Origin of the sequence: Legionella rubrilucens (assembly GCF_001468125.1) — a bacterium.
GTDB lineage: Bacteria > Pseudomonadota > Gammaproteobacteria > Legionellales > Legionellaceae > Legionella_C > Legionella_C rubrilucens.
The window spans coordinates 248,529-265,243 of the sequence record NZ_LNYT01000022.1; the positions used below are offsets into that span (position 1 = coordinate 248,529).

Sequence of the window (16,715 nt, forward strand, 5' to 3'; positions counted from 1 at the left end):
AAAACAGCACTTGTTTGTGCTATGTTTTGATTATTGCCGATAACGAGCTGCCCCATGAAGCCCTCGCTTTCTGAGTATTATCAATACGTCTTAGCCGGTCATGCCCGCATTGATCTTTCCCAGGTGCCCCCTGCCAAGCAGGCACAGCGCAGGCATTTCATTATTGCCTGCATTAAAGAAAAATTTCAGGCCATTATCGAGGATGGCGATTTGTCTCTGCATTTCAGACGGATGCTCCGCCAGACAGGCTCCGAACTTGAAGAGGTATTGTATGGCAATCAGGAAGACCCATTGGGCCCTGCCATGCCCGGGTATGAAATACCGGATGATGAGACAATTTTTGCCCTTTTTCAGCCGCTGAATGCCCGTTATCATTTTTTTAAACGTGACGATGACGAAACAGTTCAGCAATTCAAACTTTTTTTCAAAATAGGCAAAATGGTTAACCTTTACCTCGAAAAAAGCGGGGCAGACGATGGGGCGATCGGTTTACAGGCTTACAAGATGCTTGTCTGGCATGGGTTTACTCCGGGCCGCAACCCGTTTGCCCGCATAGAAAGCCATGTCAGCACGCATGGTGCATCACTTGAAAAGCCCTTGTCCGACAGCCTTAAGCCTGATTTGCCAATCAACGATCCACCCATTAAAAAATTTGAGCAATGGCGCAAACTCATTGCACTGCATGGTCAAATAGCCATCATGCTTTTACAACAGGCCCAGCCCATAGAACAGGGCTTAAAGAAAAACAGATTGACATTGACGTCTGCCCTGCAACAAGCTGCGGCTTTGCGTTATGGACGCGCCAGAGAATACCCGGAACTCGCCACTCTCTGTTACCTATACAATCGTCCGCAAAGCCTGTTTGATCAATGCCTGGCACTCAGGCCGCTCATTAAAACCCGCGACAGACTGCCTGACCTTGTTATTGAAGGCCGGGATTTTGGTTACAAAGGCTATAGTCTCGTAAAAATGCCTGCGAATGATCCTAACGCATACCTGCTTGGTGAAATCACCCACTGCTGCCAATCCATGGGGGCAGCCAGTGAATCCATTGTCCGTGACGGTTTGCTTTTTGAAAACAATGGTTTTCTGGTTCTGCTTAAAGAAAAGAAGCCTGGTGCAGGTCCTCCTCGCGATCTGCAAGGAGCGATCCGTTACTCCGATTATGAGATTGTCGCGCATGGTTACCTGTGGAATTCCGCCTCAGGACTGGTGCTGGACTCCTTCGAAAGCCTTCGAGCCGCCGATGAACCCGCCGGCATCGCTCTGTTGCAGCAATACGGTCGAGCCGTGTTGCAGGAATACCCGCAATACCGCCTTTTTTTACTTGGTGCCGGGGGTAAAACACCGGCAGCCTTAGTGCATGAGGCCAACCTGCCGTTGCTGTTTTTAACCGATCCCATGCTTGAAGGAAAACAACACCTGGATTCGTTCCTGCAATTTGTTTTGGCCGAACGTGATCTTGACGAACGCCGCGACGCGCTAAGGCGTCGCCTTTCTGACAATAAGCTGGGATGGGATCCAGATGATCTTGCCCGATTAATTGCTGTTGACTCGCTGTATACTGACAGTCAATTTGACAGCATTGAATCCACATTGTTTGATGAGAATGCCTGCCAAATAATCCGCTCGTTTGAGGCAGAAAATCCCGAAAAATTTTCACGTTTTTTTCTAAAAAAACCCGATGTTTTTTTAGGCCTTCTCTACGCGCTCAAACGGAGGAATCTGACAGAGGACCATGCCCTGTGCTGTCAAGCACTCGCTTTCACCAAAATAACCGCCATTCATACCCTTAAACTTCTGCAACAACTGCCGTCTCTCGATAAAACCATTTTCAAGCGGCTTTTTTCATCAGAAGCAGAGTTTAAAAAAATATCAACGATGAGCCATTTCCTGGCTGGCTGGAATGCACTGAACCAGTCCACTTTCACTTTACTTCTGAATGCTCAAACAGTCGCATCCAGACTTAATCTTCAGGATAAAATTCAGCGTTTGTCCAAAAAAAATCATGTGGTTAGTGATGATTTTTTAGCCCTTGTGAATTTATCGCCCAAACAGCAGCAGGAGACACTGGAACACTTGTGTTTATTGAGTGAAATGGGTTTATTTACCCCGCCCATCCGGTATTGTCTGTTGACTGATCCTGCTCACGGCAATACCTTGCTGCTTTTATTATCGCGCTTAAACCCTCTCCATGATCAGTTCACTGAGAGTGACTACACCTTCATTCAACAACATATCGATGAGTTGCCGGCCTTGCAGGTGGCAGCGGATTTTCTGATCGATAAAAATCAATTAACGCTCTCTGCCTGGCGAGCCTTGATTCCTGTCCTGATGAAAAGAAAATCAAGTACGGATCAGTTAAAACAATGGTTGGAGCACTATTGGGAGAAAGAAACCCCTGCTGTCGCCACCGTATCAGGAAAACACGGTCTGTTTATGAGTAAAACCCCTGCGTTCAATGATCAGGAAATTGACGCAGCCGTAGGCCGAAGTTCTCCGCCCCCCGCATGAAAATGAAATAATTGAATACAAACAATGTGATAAAAAAAATCCTTCCATTATTGGAAATATTAAAAAACAGGGACTACTATTAATTTTGCTGTCTTTATTAATTAATCCATAAGGAAATGAAAATGACACAAAGAAACGATCAGGGACATCATGGCCAACAAAAAATTAACTCCGCATCAGACAATGCCCGATTCCACCCGAATCATGATAAAAATAATGCGGACAAATCAGAAAAACGCCACGACTCAAACCTCTCTCGAACCGCTCGTGACAGCAAAGAAAGAACTGACATTCGAGACAGTAAAAAGCAAGAAAATCAATCTTATAGCCGCAATGAAGCGTCTCAAAGAAATGTTAATTCACGCCAAAACAACACTCCAAGAAACTAGGAAAAAAATATCGCCAGAATATTAATTTCTGGCGATAACTTTATTCGTTTATTTTTTAAATTAAAAACAAACATCTACTTGATATATATAGCTAAATTTTTTGCCAAAAGGCGTGCAATGGTCTAATCTTAAGACAAGCCATATTTTTTATGGATTAAATATAAATCCTGATAGATTAAAATTAAAGCGGTTTTATAGTTGGATATGGCTCTCTGTTTTAATTGAAGCACAATAGGGAATGATGCTTCTTTTAATCTCTGATTTATTAATACCGCTATTGCATAAAATTGGGAATTCATTAATAGAGGTAGATATCATGGATAGATTACGTTTGAAAGCAACAACCCTTCTTATTCTGGGCGGTCTGTCGTTCAGTCCCTTAGTCAGCGCTAATGCCGTACCGGCTGACGCGACGACCTCAACCACAACGCCTGCAACCACAACGACGACGGAAGGCACGGCAACCGTGAAAACCAGCGATGCTGACTTCAAACATGCCGTCGAAGCCGCTTTGGCCCAATACCCTGATGTCAAGGTCACTGTGACTAATGGGATTGTTTATTTGGACGGGCAGTTAGCCTCCGATACCGATTATGAAAAAGTGGTTATGCTTACCGAATCCGTGGAAGGGATTGGCGATGTCAATGCCGATAACCTGACCGTAAAAGACAGCCGTGCTCCATTGGCAGACACCTACATCACCGCCAAGGTGAAAGCGGCCATCTTAAAATCGGACATCATGGGAAGAGACATCCCCAGTTGGTCTGTGAGCGTTGAAACCAAAGACGGAAAAGTCATTTTATCCGGTGAGGTCGCTTCCGCCCAGCAGAAGCAAGCCATTATGACTGTCGTTAACTCAGTCAAAGGTGTGAAAGGGGTTGACGATCAGCTAACGCTTTCCGGGGATGATTCATTAACTGAATAACAGCCGTTATTCAGTTAACCCGGAGTAAACGGAAGTACAAGGAGAATCATTATGACAAGCTTGATAGTAAACGCCAATGATGTCATTGGCGCTGAAGTACGGAACCTTCAGGACGAAGACCTTGGTAAAATTGAAGCCCTGATGATTGATAAACTGGACGGACATGTCGCCTATGTCGTATTGTCTTTTGGGGGCTTGTTTGGCATGGGTGACAAATTATTTGCCCTGCCCTGGTCCACTTTTTCCTATGATAAGGAAAATGAGTGTTACATCATCAACATCAGTAAAGAGAGACTTAAAAACTCTCCGGGCTTTGATAAAGATCATTGGCCTGATATGTCCAGTCCCAACTGGAGTACGACAATCCATAATTATTATGGAACTACTCAGCAATAACAAAAAAGCAAACACCAAAGATGCACTGGCATCTTTGGTGTTTTATAAGGAGAAAAAAAATGCTTAAATATCTGATTGCCTGGTTATTAGGCGTACCATTGAGTGTATTAGTGTTGATTTGGTTAGTATCTCGCGTCTTTTAATTTAAACAGGACTTATAGACAAGGAAAGCTATCATGATTGAACAAACCATCCCTGTGCAAGAGGTTCATGAGGAACACTGCACGATACACCATCATCATTTCAAGCGTATTTCCTGGACAGCAATCTTTGTCGGTGCGCTGATTGGAGTAGGACTCGGATTTTTACTGACCCTGTTTAGTATGGCCATTGGTCTTAGTTTATTCACTTTGAGCAGCAATGGCGCTATCGTTTTGGCAATTGGTGGATTTTTGGGGGTAGTGATTGGCTTAATCGCCTCCATGCTGACCGCCGGTTATGCCGCAGGCTATCTTGGCCGTCTTTACTGCCCAAAAAGAAATCTTGGCATTGTCTATGGTTTTACAACCTGGACGGTGGCTTTGTTGTTAAGTGCCGTAGCCATTGGCCACATCAGCCAATACGTCGCCAATTATCCGACGGCCATTCCTCATTCGGTTAAACAAATGATTCCGGTAGTCACAGCCAACACGGAAGCGGTCAACCCGAGCGCCTCAGCGCCTGAGGGCCAAAAGCAAGCCGCTGCTGATAATACCCTACGAATTGATACAAGCCCCTCCAACCTGGCCTGGAATGGTTTTGTCATTTTCGTGCTGTTCTTTATCGGTGCCTTATCCACCTGCTTTGGTGCGTGCTGGGGCATGACCTGTAAGCGTATCGATTAATCATCGGCAAGGGGAGTATACGGCTCCCCTTCCCTCCTGTATCCTGGTCACACCTCACAACGCACCTGATGAAAGCCGGTTACATCAGAGGCTCAGCCCAACGCTGACATTGTGCGGCCACCACTTGCGGATAAGTTCCTTTTTCCTTGTAAATGTCTCTTAAATACTGGGCATCGCTTTGATTTGTCTTTACCCCGTCAAGCAAACGCTCAATGCCTTCCCGCGTGTTTAATTCATCCGCTACATCCTGGATGTTTTCCCAGGTTTGCAGAATATCGTCATGGATGGCTATTTTAGTTTGGGAATCAGGATGAATGAATTCACCTTCATAACCGTAGCGGCTGGCCTGAAAACGGTTGTAGTTATAGAGGTAATAAAGATCGTGGGAAATAGTAACGGGCTTCTCACGCAACAGATAAAGCACCAGCGCCTGGACATAAGCCGTGATATCCACTGCCTTTTTCATGCTGAGCGGGGTATCGCACACACGGATTTCCACCGTGCCAAACTCGGGTTTTGGCCTCACATCCCAGTAAAAATCCTTCATGCTTTTAATTACACCCAGGCGTCGCAACGTGTAAAAATAGTCTGAAAACTCTTCCCAGGTGAGGAAATAGGGAATAACACCGCTCATGGGAAAATTGGTAAATATAGTCGAGCGGGACGAATAATACCCTGTGTCTACCCCCTGATAGAAAGGGGAGCAGGCGCTTAAAGCGATAAACTGGGGCACATAACGGCCTAACGCATGCGTGAGGTAAAGCGCATCCCTGGCACTGGCACAGCCCACATGGATGTGCTGCCCAAAAACCGTGGAACGCTTGGACAGGTATCGGTATTTCTGCGATAAATTTTTATAGCGTAAGGTTGGGAATATTTTTTGCAGATTCCATCGTTGAAAAGGGTGAACTCCGCCCCCGCAGAATCGAATGGCTAATGCCTCTGCCTTGTGCATTAAAAAATCATGGATTGCCTCAAATTCCCGGAGCAACTCCGCAGGAGAATGATGCACAGACGAATTGATTTCAATCATGCTCTGGGTAATTTCAGGAATGATTTGCCTGCTGAAATCACTTTCACGGAGGCTGCGGATAAGATCCTTTGCCCGTGGAACCAGGGTATAGGTCTGTGGTGAAACAATTTGAAATTCAAGCTCCACGCCGATAGAGCCCACCAGGGACTTTTTAAATGGTACTCGCCTCATGGTTGTTCCTTCAATCCACTGGGTAGTCTATTAATTATAAATCAACTCTTTATTGGCGGGACATTCATGGAAAGACTTTCACTGTGTAATCATAAACATTATACTAAAAAAAACCCACGTCTAGCCTTCAGTTGACAAAACATCAATAAAGGGAAAATCAGAATAAGGATTATTTTATGTATAAGAAAAAGCAAGGTCTGGCTTTCGCACTGCTGAGCGCCCTTTCTTTGACGATTCAGGCCGATCCGCCCACCAGTTACATGCCGGTTATTATGAAAGAAGACTTCCAAAGCGTGGTCAAGCGCATGGAATCCCAAAAAGAATCCCTGGCCAAACAACACAACGAGTTATTGAATCAACGGTATGATTTAAGCAATAAACCCTCCAAAAACGCGACCATGACCGGCGGCAAACCGGTACAGGAAGGGGTGCGGGTTAAATTGCCAGCCGGCGTCACCTGGGAATCCCTGTCAAAAATGACCCCTGAGGAAATCAAGGAAAAAGGCGTGTTCCCCAAAGGCTTTTTACCCCTGCCCCATCCGCATCATGCCGAGGGGGGCATGCTGTTTCCTCATTTTGTTATCGATGAGATTAAACGTCAGGAACAACGGGATCTGACCCGTTTTGATCTGGATTTTGATATTCCTGATCATTTTCTGCCGCCGTTTCCCCCCGCGATCTTTCTAACCACACGTCCGGATTTAGGGGATGTATCCAAAGGTCAGCTGGTCACTATCAATAATTATTTTGACTTGTTTAACGGCCTGTTAAACCCCAAACAACTGGAGGGCTTGCGCCTGCTGGTCACTCCTTTCCCGCAGCAGCAATTTAACCAGACCGATGATCGCCGCACCCTTCAGCCAAGCCGCGGCGTTGCCTGTCTTGATTGCCATGCAAACGGACATACCAACAAAGCCACCCATCTGGTGGGCGATATCCGTCCCCAGGAATTCAGGCATCGTATCAATACCCCCAGTTTAAGGGGAGTGAATATCCAGCGCCTCTTTGGCTCTCAGCGTGCCTTAAAAACCATTGAGGATTTTACGGAATTCGAACAACGCGCCGCTTACTTCGATGGTGATCCGGTCATTGCCACGAAAAAAGGGGTGAATATTCTCGAACGGGGCAGCCAGGTTCACTTTATGGCGGAATTTCAGGCGCTGCTGGATTTTCCACCCGCCCCCAAATTACGATGGGACGGCAAACTCGATCCTAAAAAAGCCACTGAAGCGGAATTACGCGGACAGGCCTTATTCTTTGGCAAAGCCCAATGCGCTACCTGCCATACGCCGCCCTATTACACGGACAATACCATGCACAACCTCCAGACCGAGCGTTTTTTCAAGCCCGAACTGGTCAATGGGTTAATGGAAAGTGCTGACGGTCCGATTAAAACTTTCCCACTCCGAGGCATTAAAGACAGCCCGCCCTATCTGCATGATGGCCGCCTGTTGACGCTCGATGACACCGTTGAGTTTTTTAATCAGGTGCTGGAATTACAGCTTAACAGCCAGGAAAAACAGGATCTGGTTGCCTTCATGCTTACTCTGTAACCGTGTAATCCGCTCTGCATTCAGAGCGGATTTTATTTTGCAGCGAGCAAGGCCAGAACCGCATCAAAAACCGCGTCCACTGAAATGGCCTGCAAACCGAGTTTCGGGTTGATCGTGTCTTCGGCGCGCAGCACTTTACACTTTTCTTCAGGCATATAAGGACCGCAGTCGCCCGGGTGAAGCTCGGAAAATAAAGCCACCAATGGGGTGTTCAATGCCGCGGCAAGATGCATGACGCCGGTATTGGCTACCACGAGAACATTTAAACGATGAAGAAAACACAGGTACCGTTGGAAATCAGGCTCCGTCGGCAATAACACCGCGCAGCCCTGACTGGCTTTTTGTATTTGCAATCCCAATGCTCGTTCTTCGGGGAGCAAGTCCATCACCACCTTGATATCCATCCCCCTGTTTTTTCCATACTCAGCGAGCATCAAAGCCAGTTTGGCAAAGTGTTGCCAGGGCCATAAGCGATGAATGCTCTCCTTCCCCTTACCCCACTTATTAAATCCGCTGTAGGTCGGGTGCAGTCCAATCAAAACCGTACTGGACGTGATGCCTTGAGCCTGCAAAAAAGCATTAAGCGACAAGGCTTTTTGAGTATTGAAGGTCAGGTAATGGTGCTGGTAATTCGTTTCAGGCGAGGGCGTAACCAGTGTCAAACAACGCCAGGCATAATGTTGCAGTTGCGGGCTGGGCTCTATTATTTTAGCCTGCGCGGGCAGCCAGGAAATCGTGCGTTTTTTCCTTTCAAAACAATAAACCAAATCAAACGGCTGTTGGCGAATAAATCGCCTGACTTTGTAGAGTTCCCACCACCGATAAAGAAAATGATTGTTGTATTCGGCCATTGTTTCAGGATTCAGTCCAAAGGCTTTCAGAAGGCGAATACCATCTGAACTGGTAATGACATGAATCCTTGCTTGAGGATACAGACGCTGGATTTCTTTCACCGCGGGCAGGATCATCACCATATCACCCAGACGGCCAATTCTTACAAGTAAAATATTCATACAATCCGTTACAATGCCGTGTTAGTTAACGCACGCTCAATAAAAACAGGTCAGTATAACTCATCCAGGAAAGAGCCGTTAGTTTTTATCCCTCTGATAACAATCACTGGATAATTCTTTTTCTTGCACTATCCTTAAAGATACCGGATTAGAAAAGAAAGGAAGCGTACCATGAAAGACACGGAAGCCCATCAAAAAGCGAACAAAGTAACCGAAGAAGCCTCTCTGGTTTTGACTCAGCATGAGCTTGAAGAATTTTTAAAAACACTCATTAACAGAGACGTGGATTTATACGAAGAATTTGACGTTGTCCGCTCCATTAATTAAACGGCTTTTGCTCACACACCGGTTAACCTTGAGCAGTCATTCAAGGTTAGTCCAGGTTGTTTTACTGTCAGGCCTGATAATCGTATTGCAATTCCAGCGGCATTAATTCATGCAATCGCTGAAAAAGCCGCAGAATGTCAATGCAAAAAACATGCTGTTGCTGGCGACTTTCCCACAATTCATAATCAATTCCTTTGCGAAAGGCCACCTGACGCGACAGTTTTTTCATGAGTTGAATGTCCTGACTGGAAAAACCAAGATCAATGTTTAACTCCACCAGTTCCTGTAAATTTTTATGTTGTTTAACCGGGCGGTGATCATGCAGCAGGAAGGCTTTAAACATCATCTCAAACGCGGTATACATCAAGGATGAAATGGGCGCTAACGCATCGCTGACGCCGTACCGGGCAATATTGACTTCCGCGTCGTTCTGCAGCAAATGCTGCGCGCAATAGGCATGCTGGCTTGCAATTTTAAGCATCTCAATAGGCGAGTAATAATGTTTGTCCATGGCATTCCTCATTACGTTGTGTGCCTTAAGCGGAGCAATCATGCATCATGATAATGGATGTGTATAATACTCTCAATTAATGGTTGTCTTATTTCATTGTAACCCATGCAATCTTTTTTCAACACACCACTGACTATCGGGACACTGTCTTTAGCCAACCGTCTGATTCAGGGCCCCCTGGCTGGATTCAGCTGCGCGGCGTTCAGACGCTTGTTCTATCGTTTTGTACCGCCGGCTTACTCGGTCAGCGAAATGATGTCCGCTCACGATGTAGTCTATAAACATCATTTTAGCAGCCGCTACCTCTTCCGTGCACCGGAAGAGACTCGTTTATGTTATCAACTTGCCGGCAACGATCCGGCCCTGATGGCTGAAGCGGCGGCTAAACTGACGGCTTTTGCCCCCGACTTACTGGACATTAATTGCGGTTGTCCTAAAGCCAAGATTCGCAAAAAAGGAGCTGGCAGCGCCCTGCTGCAACAACCCGATACGCTAGGAGCCATTGTTCGCGCCGTGAAAGACGCGAGTCCCTGTCCTTTAACCGTCAAAATCCGTATCCAGGGGAATGATCAGGACGTCATGCTGGCAGAGCAACTTGCCGAAGCCGGCGCCGATGCTCTGATAGTGCATGGACGCCGCTGGGTGGATGATTATGATATTGCCTGTGATTTTAAACAGATTGCACGCATTAAACGCCATATTGCCCTGCCGGTTATTGCCAATGGCGATATCCATGACCTGGCGAGCCTGGAAAGGGCACGACTTGAAACCGGTTGTGATGCGTTTATGATTTCCAGAGCTGGCACGGGCAAACCCTGGCTTTATCAGCAATTGCTGCAACAACCCACGCTAAGCCCAGGCACTGAACAATCAAGCGAATTATTTCTGTTGCATCTGACTTATTTAAGTGAACAGGAGAATGAGCATCAGGCGGTTTTACAAAGCAAATCCCTTGTCCGTTATTATTTTAAAAACCGCCTCACAGCCTCTGAGCTGTCGTCTTTTTATGCCTTAACGAGCCTCGCCGCCATCAAAGACTACATGCGGCAGTGGTGTTTAAGTCAGGCTGCGGCCACCGTCGACATTTAAAATCTGGCCCGTGATAAAGGCATTATCCGCCAAAGCCAACACCGCCTGAGCAATGTAATCCGGCTGTCCGTGGCTTTTTAAGGGTGTGCGGGCAATGATTTGTTCGCGGGCATTAAGACTTAAGCTGTTTTCATGCTCAGGCCAGGCAATGGCTCCCGGCGCTACCGCATTCACCCGCACAAGCGGAGCAAACTCACGTGCCAGCGCTCGGGTTTGCATGGCTAAAGCCGCTTTGGACTGGCAATACAGGGCATAGCCTTTCAAAGGCTTATCGGCATGGATGTCGGTAATATTGACGATGCTTCCCTTCTGTTGCTGTAACCAGGGGAAGGCAGACGTACTTAACGAAAAAGGGGCAAACACATTAACCTGAAATAAACGATTCTGATCATTCACATGCCATTGCTGAACATCGGTCCGGAAAAACACCGACGCGTTGTTCACTAACAAGTCAAGACGGCCTGCCCAGCGGGTCACCTCGTCGATAATAACCTGCCCAGCATCGTCGCGTAACAGATCACATTGGATAACCCGGGCACTGTCGGCTTGCAAATTGTTCAATAATTTTGCTAAATTAGCAGCCTCGGTCGACGACTGATAGCAATGAATGGCCACTTTAAACCCTGCCTGATGAAGAAATTGAACGATAGCTGCCCCGATACGACGAGCAGCCCCGGTCACCAGGGCAACACGGCCTTCTTGTTTAGTCATTTGATTCAAGGTATTTTCCCCGTTTTTAATGGTATTTTCCTATGAGCAATCCTACTTCGCTTCATCAACTTTTGCAGGAATGCGGTGAAATCCCCTTTGTGGAATTCATGCAACACGCCCTCTATGCACCAGGCAGCGGTTATTACAGCGCCGGATTGCAGAAGTTTGGTGCAGAAGGTGATTTTATCACAGCTCCCGAATTAACCCCGCTTTTTGCACAAACACTGGCAATACAGTGCCAACAGATTCTTAAGGAGCTTAACCGCCCGGTTTTGTTTGAGTTTGGTGCAGGTTCAGGACGTCTTTGCGTGGATTTACTGAAGGCGCTGGATGCCCTGCAGTGCTTGCCAGAGCAATACCTGATTATGGAAGTCAGCGGCAATTTACGCCAACGTCAACACCAGTTGATTCAAAACGAAATCCCTCATCTTCAAACGCGCGTCCAATGGTTGGAGCGGTGGCCAGAGCAGGGCTTTGATGGCGTCATGATTGCCAATGAGGTACTGGACGCCATGCCCGTTCATCGCTTTCTGCAAACCGAACAGGGTCTGCTGGAGAGCTGGGTAGGCGTCGATGAACAAGGCCAACTCATCGAGCGTTTTAAGCCCTGCGACAATTCCCGTCTGGTCAAATACCTGCAACAGACCGTACCCGACCTACCCTGCCCTTATCAATCGGAAGTGAATTTATTCACCGCGGACTGGCTTAAGGAATGCAGCCGGATTTTACATCGGGGCGCCATGCTGCTGATTGATTATGGTTTCCCGCGCCATGAATATTATCATCCGGATCGCAATCAGGGCACCTTAATGTGTCATTTTCGCCATCGCGCCCACAGTAACCCGCTCATTCATGTCGGCGAGCAGGATATCACCGCACACGTGGATTTCACCCAGGTGGCCGAAGCGGGCCATGAGGCGGGTTTTCATGTCGCCGGTTACACTAATCAAGCCTCTTTCTTGCTTGCTAACGGTTTGCTAAGCTTACTGGAGCGTATAGCCGATGGGCCGCAACGCATTCGGGCGCAACAAGCAGTGAAACAGTTAATTCAGCCCGGCGAAATGGGTGAACTTTTTAAGGTGATTGCCTTGACCAAAGGCATTGACTTTCCCCTGCAGGGTTTTCTACTTCATGATAAGCGAGTGAGTTTGTGATATGAGCAAATATTTAACCACTGTGGAATTACAAAAAGAATCCATGAAGTTTTCCGCAGGCCATACAACCCTCTTTTCAGCCACCGAGCGCGAACCGTTACATGGCCATATGTACAACGTTTATCTGGCACTGACAACCTGGGTTGAAGAAAATGGCATGACCTTCGATTACCGCTATTACAAGGAACGCATTCACAAGCTGTGTCGGCAACTGAATCAAACATTTCTGATGCCGCAATTCTCCCCCTTTCTGCAATACGCTGAAGACGAAACGTATCTTTATTTCACCTTTAATCACAAAAAAATTCCTTTCCTTAAGGAAGACGTCACGCTCATGCCCTTGACCAACATCACTGTGGAAGAGTTATCACGCTGGTTTGTGCAGGAATTGATTAAAGACACCGCCGAACTGGACCGTCATCGTATTGAAAAAGTGGTGGTTAAGGTTTTTTCAGCACCCGGGCAATCCGCCAGTCATGAATGGCAACGCACTTGACAATGGCTAAAGTCGTTAAGGTCTGCATCCCACACACTCACCGCGATCATTTCGACTATTTACCGGCGGGCGCTTTGCCTTTAGCCGGTTCTCGTGTGCTTGTACCGTTCCGTAATAAAATTCGCGTCGGCATCGTCACAGGATCCGGGGAAACAGAACAGGAAATTACCACCTTAAAAACCATCGAACGGCTTTTTGACGAAGAACCGCTGTTCACTCCACCACTGCTTGAATTGTGTCACTGGGTCAGCCGCTACTACCAGTCGCCGCTGTCTGAAGTACTCCCCCTTGCCCTCCCTAAAAATTATCGCCTCGGTAAAGAAGCGCAATTGGCTTACGTCGATTATTTTCAATTGGCCCTTCCTGCGGAAGAGGCTTTGCGTCTAATTAATCAAAGGGCGCGAAAACAACAGCAATTGCTGGCTCAATTCATGATTAACGCCGAAGCAGTCAGCAAAAGCGAATTGCAGAAAGCCGGATTTAATTCTTCTCTGCTGACCTCGCTGTGTGAGCGCGGCATTCTGGAGCGCCGACAGGAGTTAGCCTTTCCTCTGGCGAGTAATCGCAGCCCCGAGGCGCCGCTTATGTTAAATGAGGAACAACAGTCCGCAGTAGAAAAAATAACCGCCAACCCGACAGCTTATCATTGTTATCTGTTACAGGGTGTAACCGGCAGCGGTAAAACAGAAGTCTACCTTCAGGTGATTAGCACGTGGCTGTCTTTAAACCGTCAAATTCTGGTTTTAGTCCCGGAAATCGGCTTAACACCGCAATTGATCCATCGTTTTAGCCAGCGGCTGACCGTGCCGATAGCGGTTATTCACTCGGGCCTCAATGAACAGGAACGTCAGCAGGCTTGGCATCTGGCTAAAATAGGCGCGGTTAAAGTCATCATCGGCACCCGCACCGCCGTGTTTACTCCCATGCCCGATCTGGGCTTGATCATCATTGATGAAGAGCACGACCCCTCATTAAAGCAGGGGGAGGGCGTACGCTATTCTGCCCGCGATACCGCTTTGATGCGGGCGCACCTTGCAGGCATCCCTATTCTTTTGGGTTCAGCCACTCCAAGCCTTGAAAGTCTGCAAAACGGTCTGCAGGGAAAATACACCTTGCTGCGTTTAAATCAAAAGGCGCTCAATCAATCCCCTCTGCACATTCAAATCACCGATTTACGCAACGTCCCGCTTAAGGATGGCCTGGCCGATTCGACCCTTAAAACCATGGCTGCCCATCTGAATAAGGGCAATCAGGTGTTGGTTTTTATTAACCGCCGCGGTTACGCCCCGGTTCTGCTTTGCCATCAATGCGGCTGGATGGCCGATTGCCGCGCCTGCGACAGCCATCTGACGCTGCATCGCCAACGCCAGCGGCTGCTTTGCCATCATTGCGGCTTAAGCCAGGCGATTCCCTCGGTATGCAAGCAGTGCGGCAGCCGAGAACTCGTTCCTGTCGGCGTGGGTACGCAACGGCTGTATGATTATTTAAGCGAGCAATTCCCAACCATCCGCCTGCTGCGTATCGATCGGGATGAAGTGCGTAAAAAAAATGAACTGGATGAGCGGCTGGCCGAAATCCACCGTGGAGAGGCCCAATTAATCATTGGTACGCAGATGCTGGCCAAAGGGCATCATTTTCCCCGCCTGACCCTGGTTGTGATTGTGGATGTGGATGCCGGCTTCTACAATCAGGATTTTCGTGCCTTGGAACGCCTGGGGCAGTTACTCACTCAGGTGGCAGGGCGTGCAGGACGTGCGGACAAACCAGGGCAGGTCATTATTCAAACCCATTTCCCGGCTCACCCACTGTTAAACACGCTGGTGCAGGAAGGCTACGATGCCTTTGCCGAAGCGTTGCTGACTTCCCGCCAACAGGCTGCCCTGCCGCCCTACCACTACCTTGCTGTGATTCGCGCACAGGATAAAAAGCCGGCGCCGCTGCTTCAGTTTCTGCATGCGGTGAAAAACCAGTTACACTGCCAACCCATTGACATCATGGGACCGGCCCCAGCCCCCTTGCCGCGTAAAGCCAATCAATACCGCATGCAATTATTATTAAAATCACCCTCACGTAAATTACTGCAACAGTCATTGACGACCTTAAGGGAGTGGTTAACAATAGATAAATCACACAATATCCGCTGGAATATCGACGTGGATCCCATGGATTTAACATGACCGATGCAAAAATTGCTGTTCACCAAAAAACCTTTTCCATTGCCTGGGGCGACATGGACGCGTTGGGTCATGTCAACAATGGCCGTTATTTCGACTATTTTCAGCAGGCGCGCATTGACTGGCTGCAGGAATTGAATCTGGACATGCAGCAAACGCTTGGTCCGGTTGTTATTCACATTGCCTGCACCTTTTTAAAACCCGTGGTCTATCCGGCCACATTAACCTTAACCAGCAGCGTGCATAGCCTGGGGCGATCCAGTTTCGTGATGGATCACGACTTGTTTCAGGATGATCAACTGATGGCGCAGGGCACAAGCAAAATTGTCTGGGTTGATTATCAGAAAAATCAGTCTGTTCCCGTGCCGGCGTGCATTCGCGAGTTTTTTCAGCAAAAATAAATGCAATCCTTAAGCTTTCCTTAACGCTGTTCTGCCTATAATCCGCTCTCCTTGATTAAGCCTAACGGAGAGACCATGGCAAAAAAAGAAGAACTGCTTGAATTAAGCGATACCTTACGCAGCAATTACATGACCTATCAAAAAGACAAAAGTCAGATTGCCCGGTTAAAAGCCGGCATTGAAGCCTTTGAGAAGGTCGTGCCGGATCGCTCAAAGGTAAAACGCCTGTTGAGCTACGTTACAGTGCTCGATTTACCGGCCTATCTTGATGTCCTTCTGTTGGCCGCACAAAGTTATGTGGCTTTGGCGCTTGAAAATAAAGCCGAATTGGCAAGGCATCACGCGTTAGTAGATTGCGCTTTGGGCTGTTATCAACTGACTCTCGAACTCATTGAACCGATCGGACCAGCCAGGATGACACCCACGTTAGGCGATATTGAACTGGACGCCACATTCTGCGTATTAAAAATGGCTTATTTTAAAGCAGAAGGCGAATTACATACCCTTAAGAAACAACTGGTTGTAGAAAACAATCCGGACTCAGGTATCCATGAACGCCTTCAAAAAGTCCAGACTGAACTAAGTGCGTTTCATCGAACCCTCAAAAACGAGTATAAAAACGCGTATTACCGAAAAGTCTTAAACATTACCCCCGAACTCGAGGACGAGGTGCAAAAAGCCCTGGATTCGGTTAACAGCCTGTTGAAGGCACCAAAACGAAAGGTAAGGGACGTAGCAGAATCACCTTCAACAGAGGGGACTGTATTTAAAAAACCGGTGTCTATTCCTAAAAAGAAAAAAAATCCGTCACCTGCACAGCCCACGCCGCATGAAGAGGCGGCCAATGTCCTGCTGTTGTTGTCGTTCTTTGGTAAACAACCTGAACAGGAAAAACCTGCCAATACTGCCAACACTCTGCAATTCTCCTGACAGCCTTGAGGCTCTCATTCAGGTTGGGTTTCACATGGCCCAACCTGAAAATTTGCCATAGTCCTTCTTTTCCATTACCTTAGCCGTCTATTCCTTTTTATTAA

17 protein-coding genes are annotated in these 16,715 nt (G+C 47.5%); 13 read left to right on the plus strand and 4 right to left on the minus strand.

The genetic code is table 11. The features are described from left to right. Nucleotides 1-54 precede the first annotated feature (54 nt). The 5 genes from Lrub_RS12870 to Lrub_RS12890 all read left to right on the plus strand — a co-directional run bounded on the left by Lrub_RS12870 (nucleotide 55) and on the right by Lrub_RS12890 (nucleotide 5,048). Nucleotides 55-2,514 (plus strand): hypothetical protein, encoded by a 2,460-nt coding sequence (locus tag Lrub_RS12870; RefSeq protein ID WP_058532509.1) that lies wholly within the window; start codon nucleotides 55-57, stop codon nucleotides 2,512-2,514. A 122-nt stretch (nucleotides 2,515-2,636) separates the two neighbouring features. Further along, complete coding sequence (locus Lrub_RS12875; protein WP_133134088.1) at nucleotides 2,637-2,903, plus strand: hypothetical protein; 267 nt, start codon at nucleotides 2,637-2,639, stop codon at nucleotides 2,901-2,903. Between the two features lie 316 nt (nucleotides 2,904-3,219). After that, entirely contained in the window at nucleotides 3,220-3,828 is a 609-nt protein-coding gene (locus tag Lrub_RS12880; protein WP_058532511.1) for a BON domain-containing protein, read from the plus strand. A 51-nt stretch (nucleotides 3,829-3,879) separates the two neighbouring features. After that, entirely contained in the window at nucleotides 3,880-4,224 is a 345-nt protein-coding gene (locus Lrub_RS12885; RefSeq protein ID WP_058525416.1) for a PRC-barrel domain-containing protein, read from the plus strand. A 176-nt stretch (nucleotides 4,225-4,400) separates the two neighbouring features. Continuing rightward, nucleotides 4,401-5,048 (plus strand): hypothetical protein, encoded by a 648-nt coding sequence (locus Lrub_RS12890; protein WP_058532512.1) that lies wholly within the window; start codon nucleotides 4,401-4,403, stop codon nucleotides 5,046-5,048. 79 nt (nucleotides 5,049-5,127) lie between these two features. On the opposite strand, the gene Lrub_RS12895 is transcribed toward Lrub_RS12890, so the two are convergent. Beyond that, nucleotides 5,128-6,252, minus strand: a complete 1,125-nt coding sequence (locus Lrub_RS12895; protein ID WP_058532513.1) for a YbdK family carboxylate-amine ligase — start codon at nucleotides 6,250-6,252, stop codon at nucleotides 5,128-5,130. Nucleotides 6,253-6,428: 176 nt separating this feature from the next. Here Lrub_RS12895 and Lrub_RS12900 point away from each other — a divergent pair, with 176 nt between their 5' ends. After that, nucleotides 6,429-7,805, plus strand: coding sequence for a hypothetical protein (locus Lrub_RS12900; RefSeq protein WP_058532514.1), 1,377 nt, complete (start codon nucleotides 6,429-6,431; stop codon nucleotides 7,803-7,805). A gap of 32 nt (nucleotides 7,806-7,837) precedes the next feature. Here the strand turns inward: Lrub_RS12900 and Lrub_RS12905 are convergent, their stop codons facing one another. After that, nucleotides 7,838-8,818: a glycosyltransferase family 9 protein gene (locus Lrub_RS12905; RefSeq protein WP_058532515.1), complete on the minus strand. Its 981-nt coding sequence runs from the start codon at nucleotides 8,816-8,818 to the stop codon at nucleotides 7,838-7,840. Between the two features lie 171 nt (nucleotides 8,819-8,989). On the opposite strand from Lrub_RS12905, the gene Lrub_RS14880 reads away from it, so the two are divergent. Next, a complete protein-coding gene (locus Lrub_RS14880) occupies nucleotides 8,990-9,145 on the plus strand; it encodes a hypothetical protein (RefSeq protein WP_156413049.1) in 156 nt (51 codons plus the stop codon). 67 nt (nucleotides 9,146-9,212) lie between these two features. Here the strand turns inward: Lrub_RS14880 and Lrub_RS12910 are convergent, their stop codons facing one another. Further along, nucleotides 9,213-9,656 carry a hypothetical protein gene (locus Lrub_RS12910; RefSeq protein ID WP_058532516.1) on the minus strand — a complete coding sequence of 148 codons (444 nt, stop codon included), beginning with the start codon at nucleotides 9,654-9,656 and terminating at the stop codon, nucleotides 9,213-9,215. Nucleotides 9,657-9,761: 105 nt separating this feature from the next. On the opposite strand from Lrub_RS12910, the gene Lrub_RS12915 reads away from it, so the two are divergent. Next, nucleotides 9,762-10,745 carry a tRNA dihydrouridine synthase gene (locus tag Lrub_RS12915; protein ID WP_058532517.1) on the plus strand — a complete coding sequence of 328 codons (984 nt, stop codon included), beginning with the start codon at nucleotides 9,762-9,764 and terminating at the stop codon, nucleotides 10,743-10,745. On the opposite strand, the gene Lrub_RS12920 is transcribed toward Lrub_RS12915, so the two are convergent. Continuing rightward, the gene (locus Lrub_RS12920; RefSeq protein ID WP_193392359.1) at nucleotides 10,713-11,465 is read right to left on the minus strand and encodes a pteridine reductase; all 753 of its coding nucleotides are present in this window, start codon (nucleotides 11,463-11,465) and stop codon (nucleotides 10,713-10,715) included. The two genes, Lrub_RS12915 and Lrub_RS12920, sit on opposite strands and share 33 nt — an antisense overlap. Before the next feature lie 32 nt (nucleotides 11,466-11,497). Here Lrub_RS12920 and Lrub_RS12925 point away from each other — a divergent pair, with 32 nt between their 5' ends. From Lrub_RS12925 to Lrub_RS12945, 5 genes are all read left to right on the plus strand, one after another. After that, nucleotides 11,498-12,610 (plus strand): class I SAM-dependent methyltransferase, encoded by a 1,113-nt coding sequence (locus Lrub_RS12925; protein ID WP_058532519.1) that lies wholly within the window; start codon nucleotides 11,498-11,500, stop codon nucleotides 12,608-12,610. Between the two features lies 1 nt (nucleotide 12,611). Then, nucleotides 12,612-13,106, plus strand: a complete 495-nt coding sequence (locus tag Lrub_RS12930; protein WP_058532520.1) for a 6-pyruvoyl trahydropterin synthase family protein — start codon at nucleotides 12,612-12,614, stop codon at nucleotides 13,104-13,106. A 2-nt stretch (nucleotides 13,107-13,108) separates the two neighbouring features. Next, a complete protein-coding gene (locus tag Lrub_RS12935; protein ID WP_058532521.1) occupies nucleotides 13,109-15,283 on the plus strand; it encodes a primosomal protein N' in 2,175 nt (724 codons plus the stop codon). Beyond that, entirely contained in the window at nucleotides 15,280-15,681 is a 402-nt protein-coding gene (locus Lrub_RS12940) for an acyl-CoA thioesterase (protein WP_058532522.1), read from the plus strand. Before Lrub_RS12935 ends, Lrub_RS12940 begins: the two co-directional genes overlap by 4 nt. A gap of 75 nt (nucleotides 15,682-15,756) precedes the next feature. Next, nucleotides 15,757-16,611, plus strand: coding sequence for a hypothetical protein (locus Lrub_RS12945; RefSeq protein WP_058532523.1), 855 nt, complete (start codon nucleotides 15,757-15,759; stop codon nucleotides 16,609-16,611). Nucleotides 16,612-16,715: the final 104 nt, after the last annotated feature.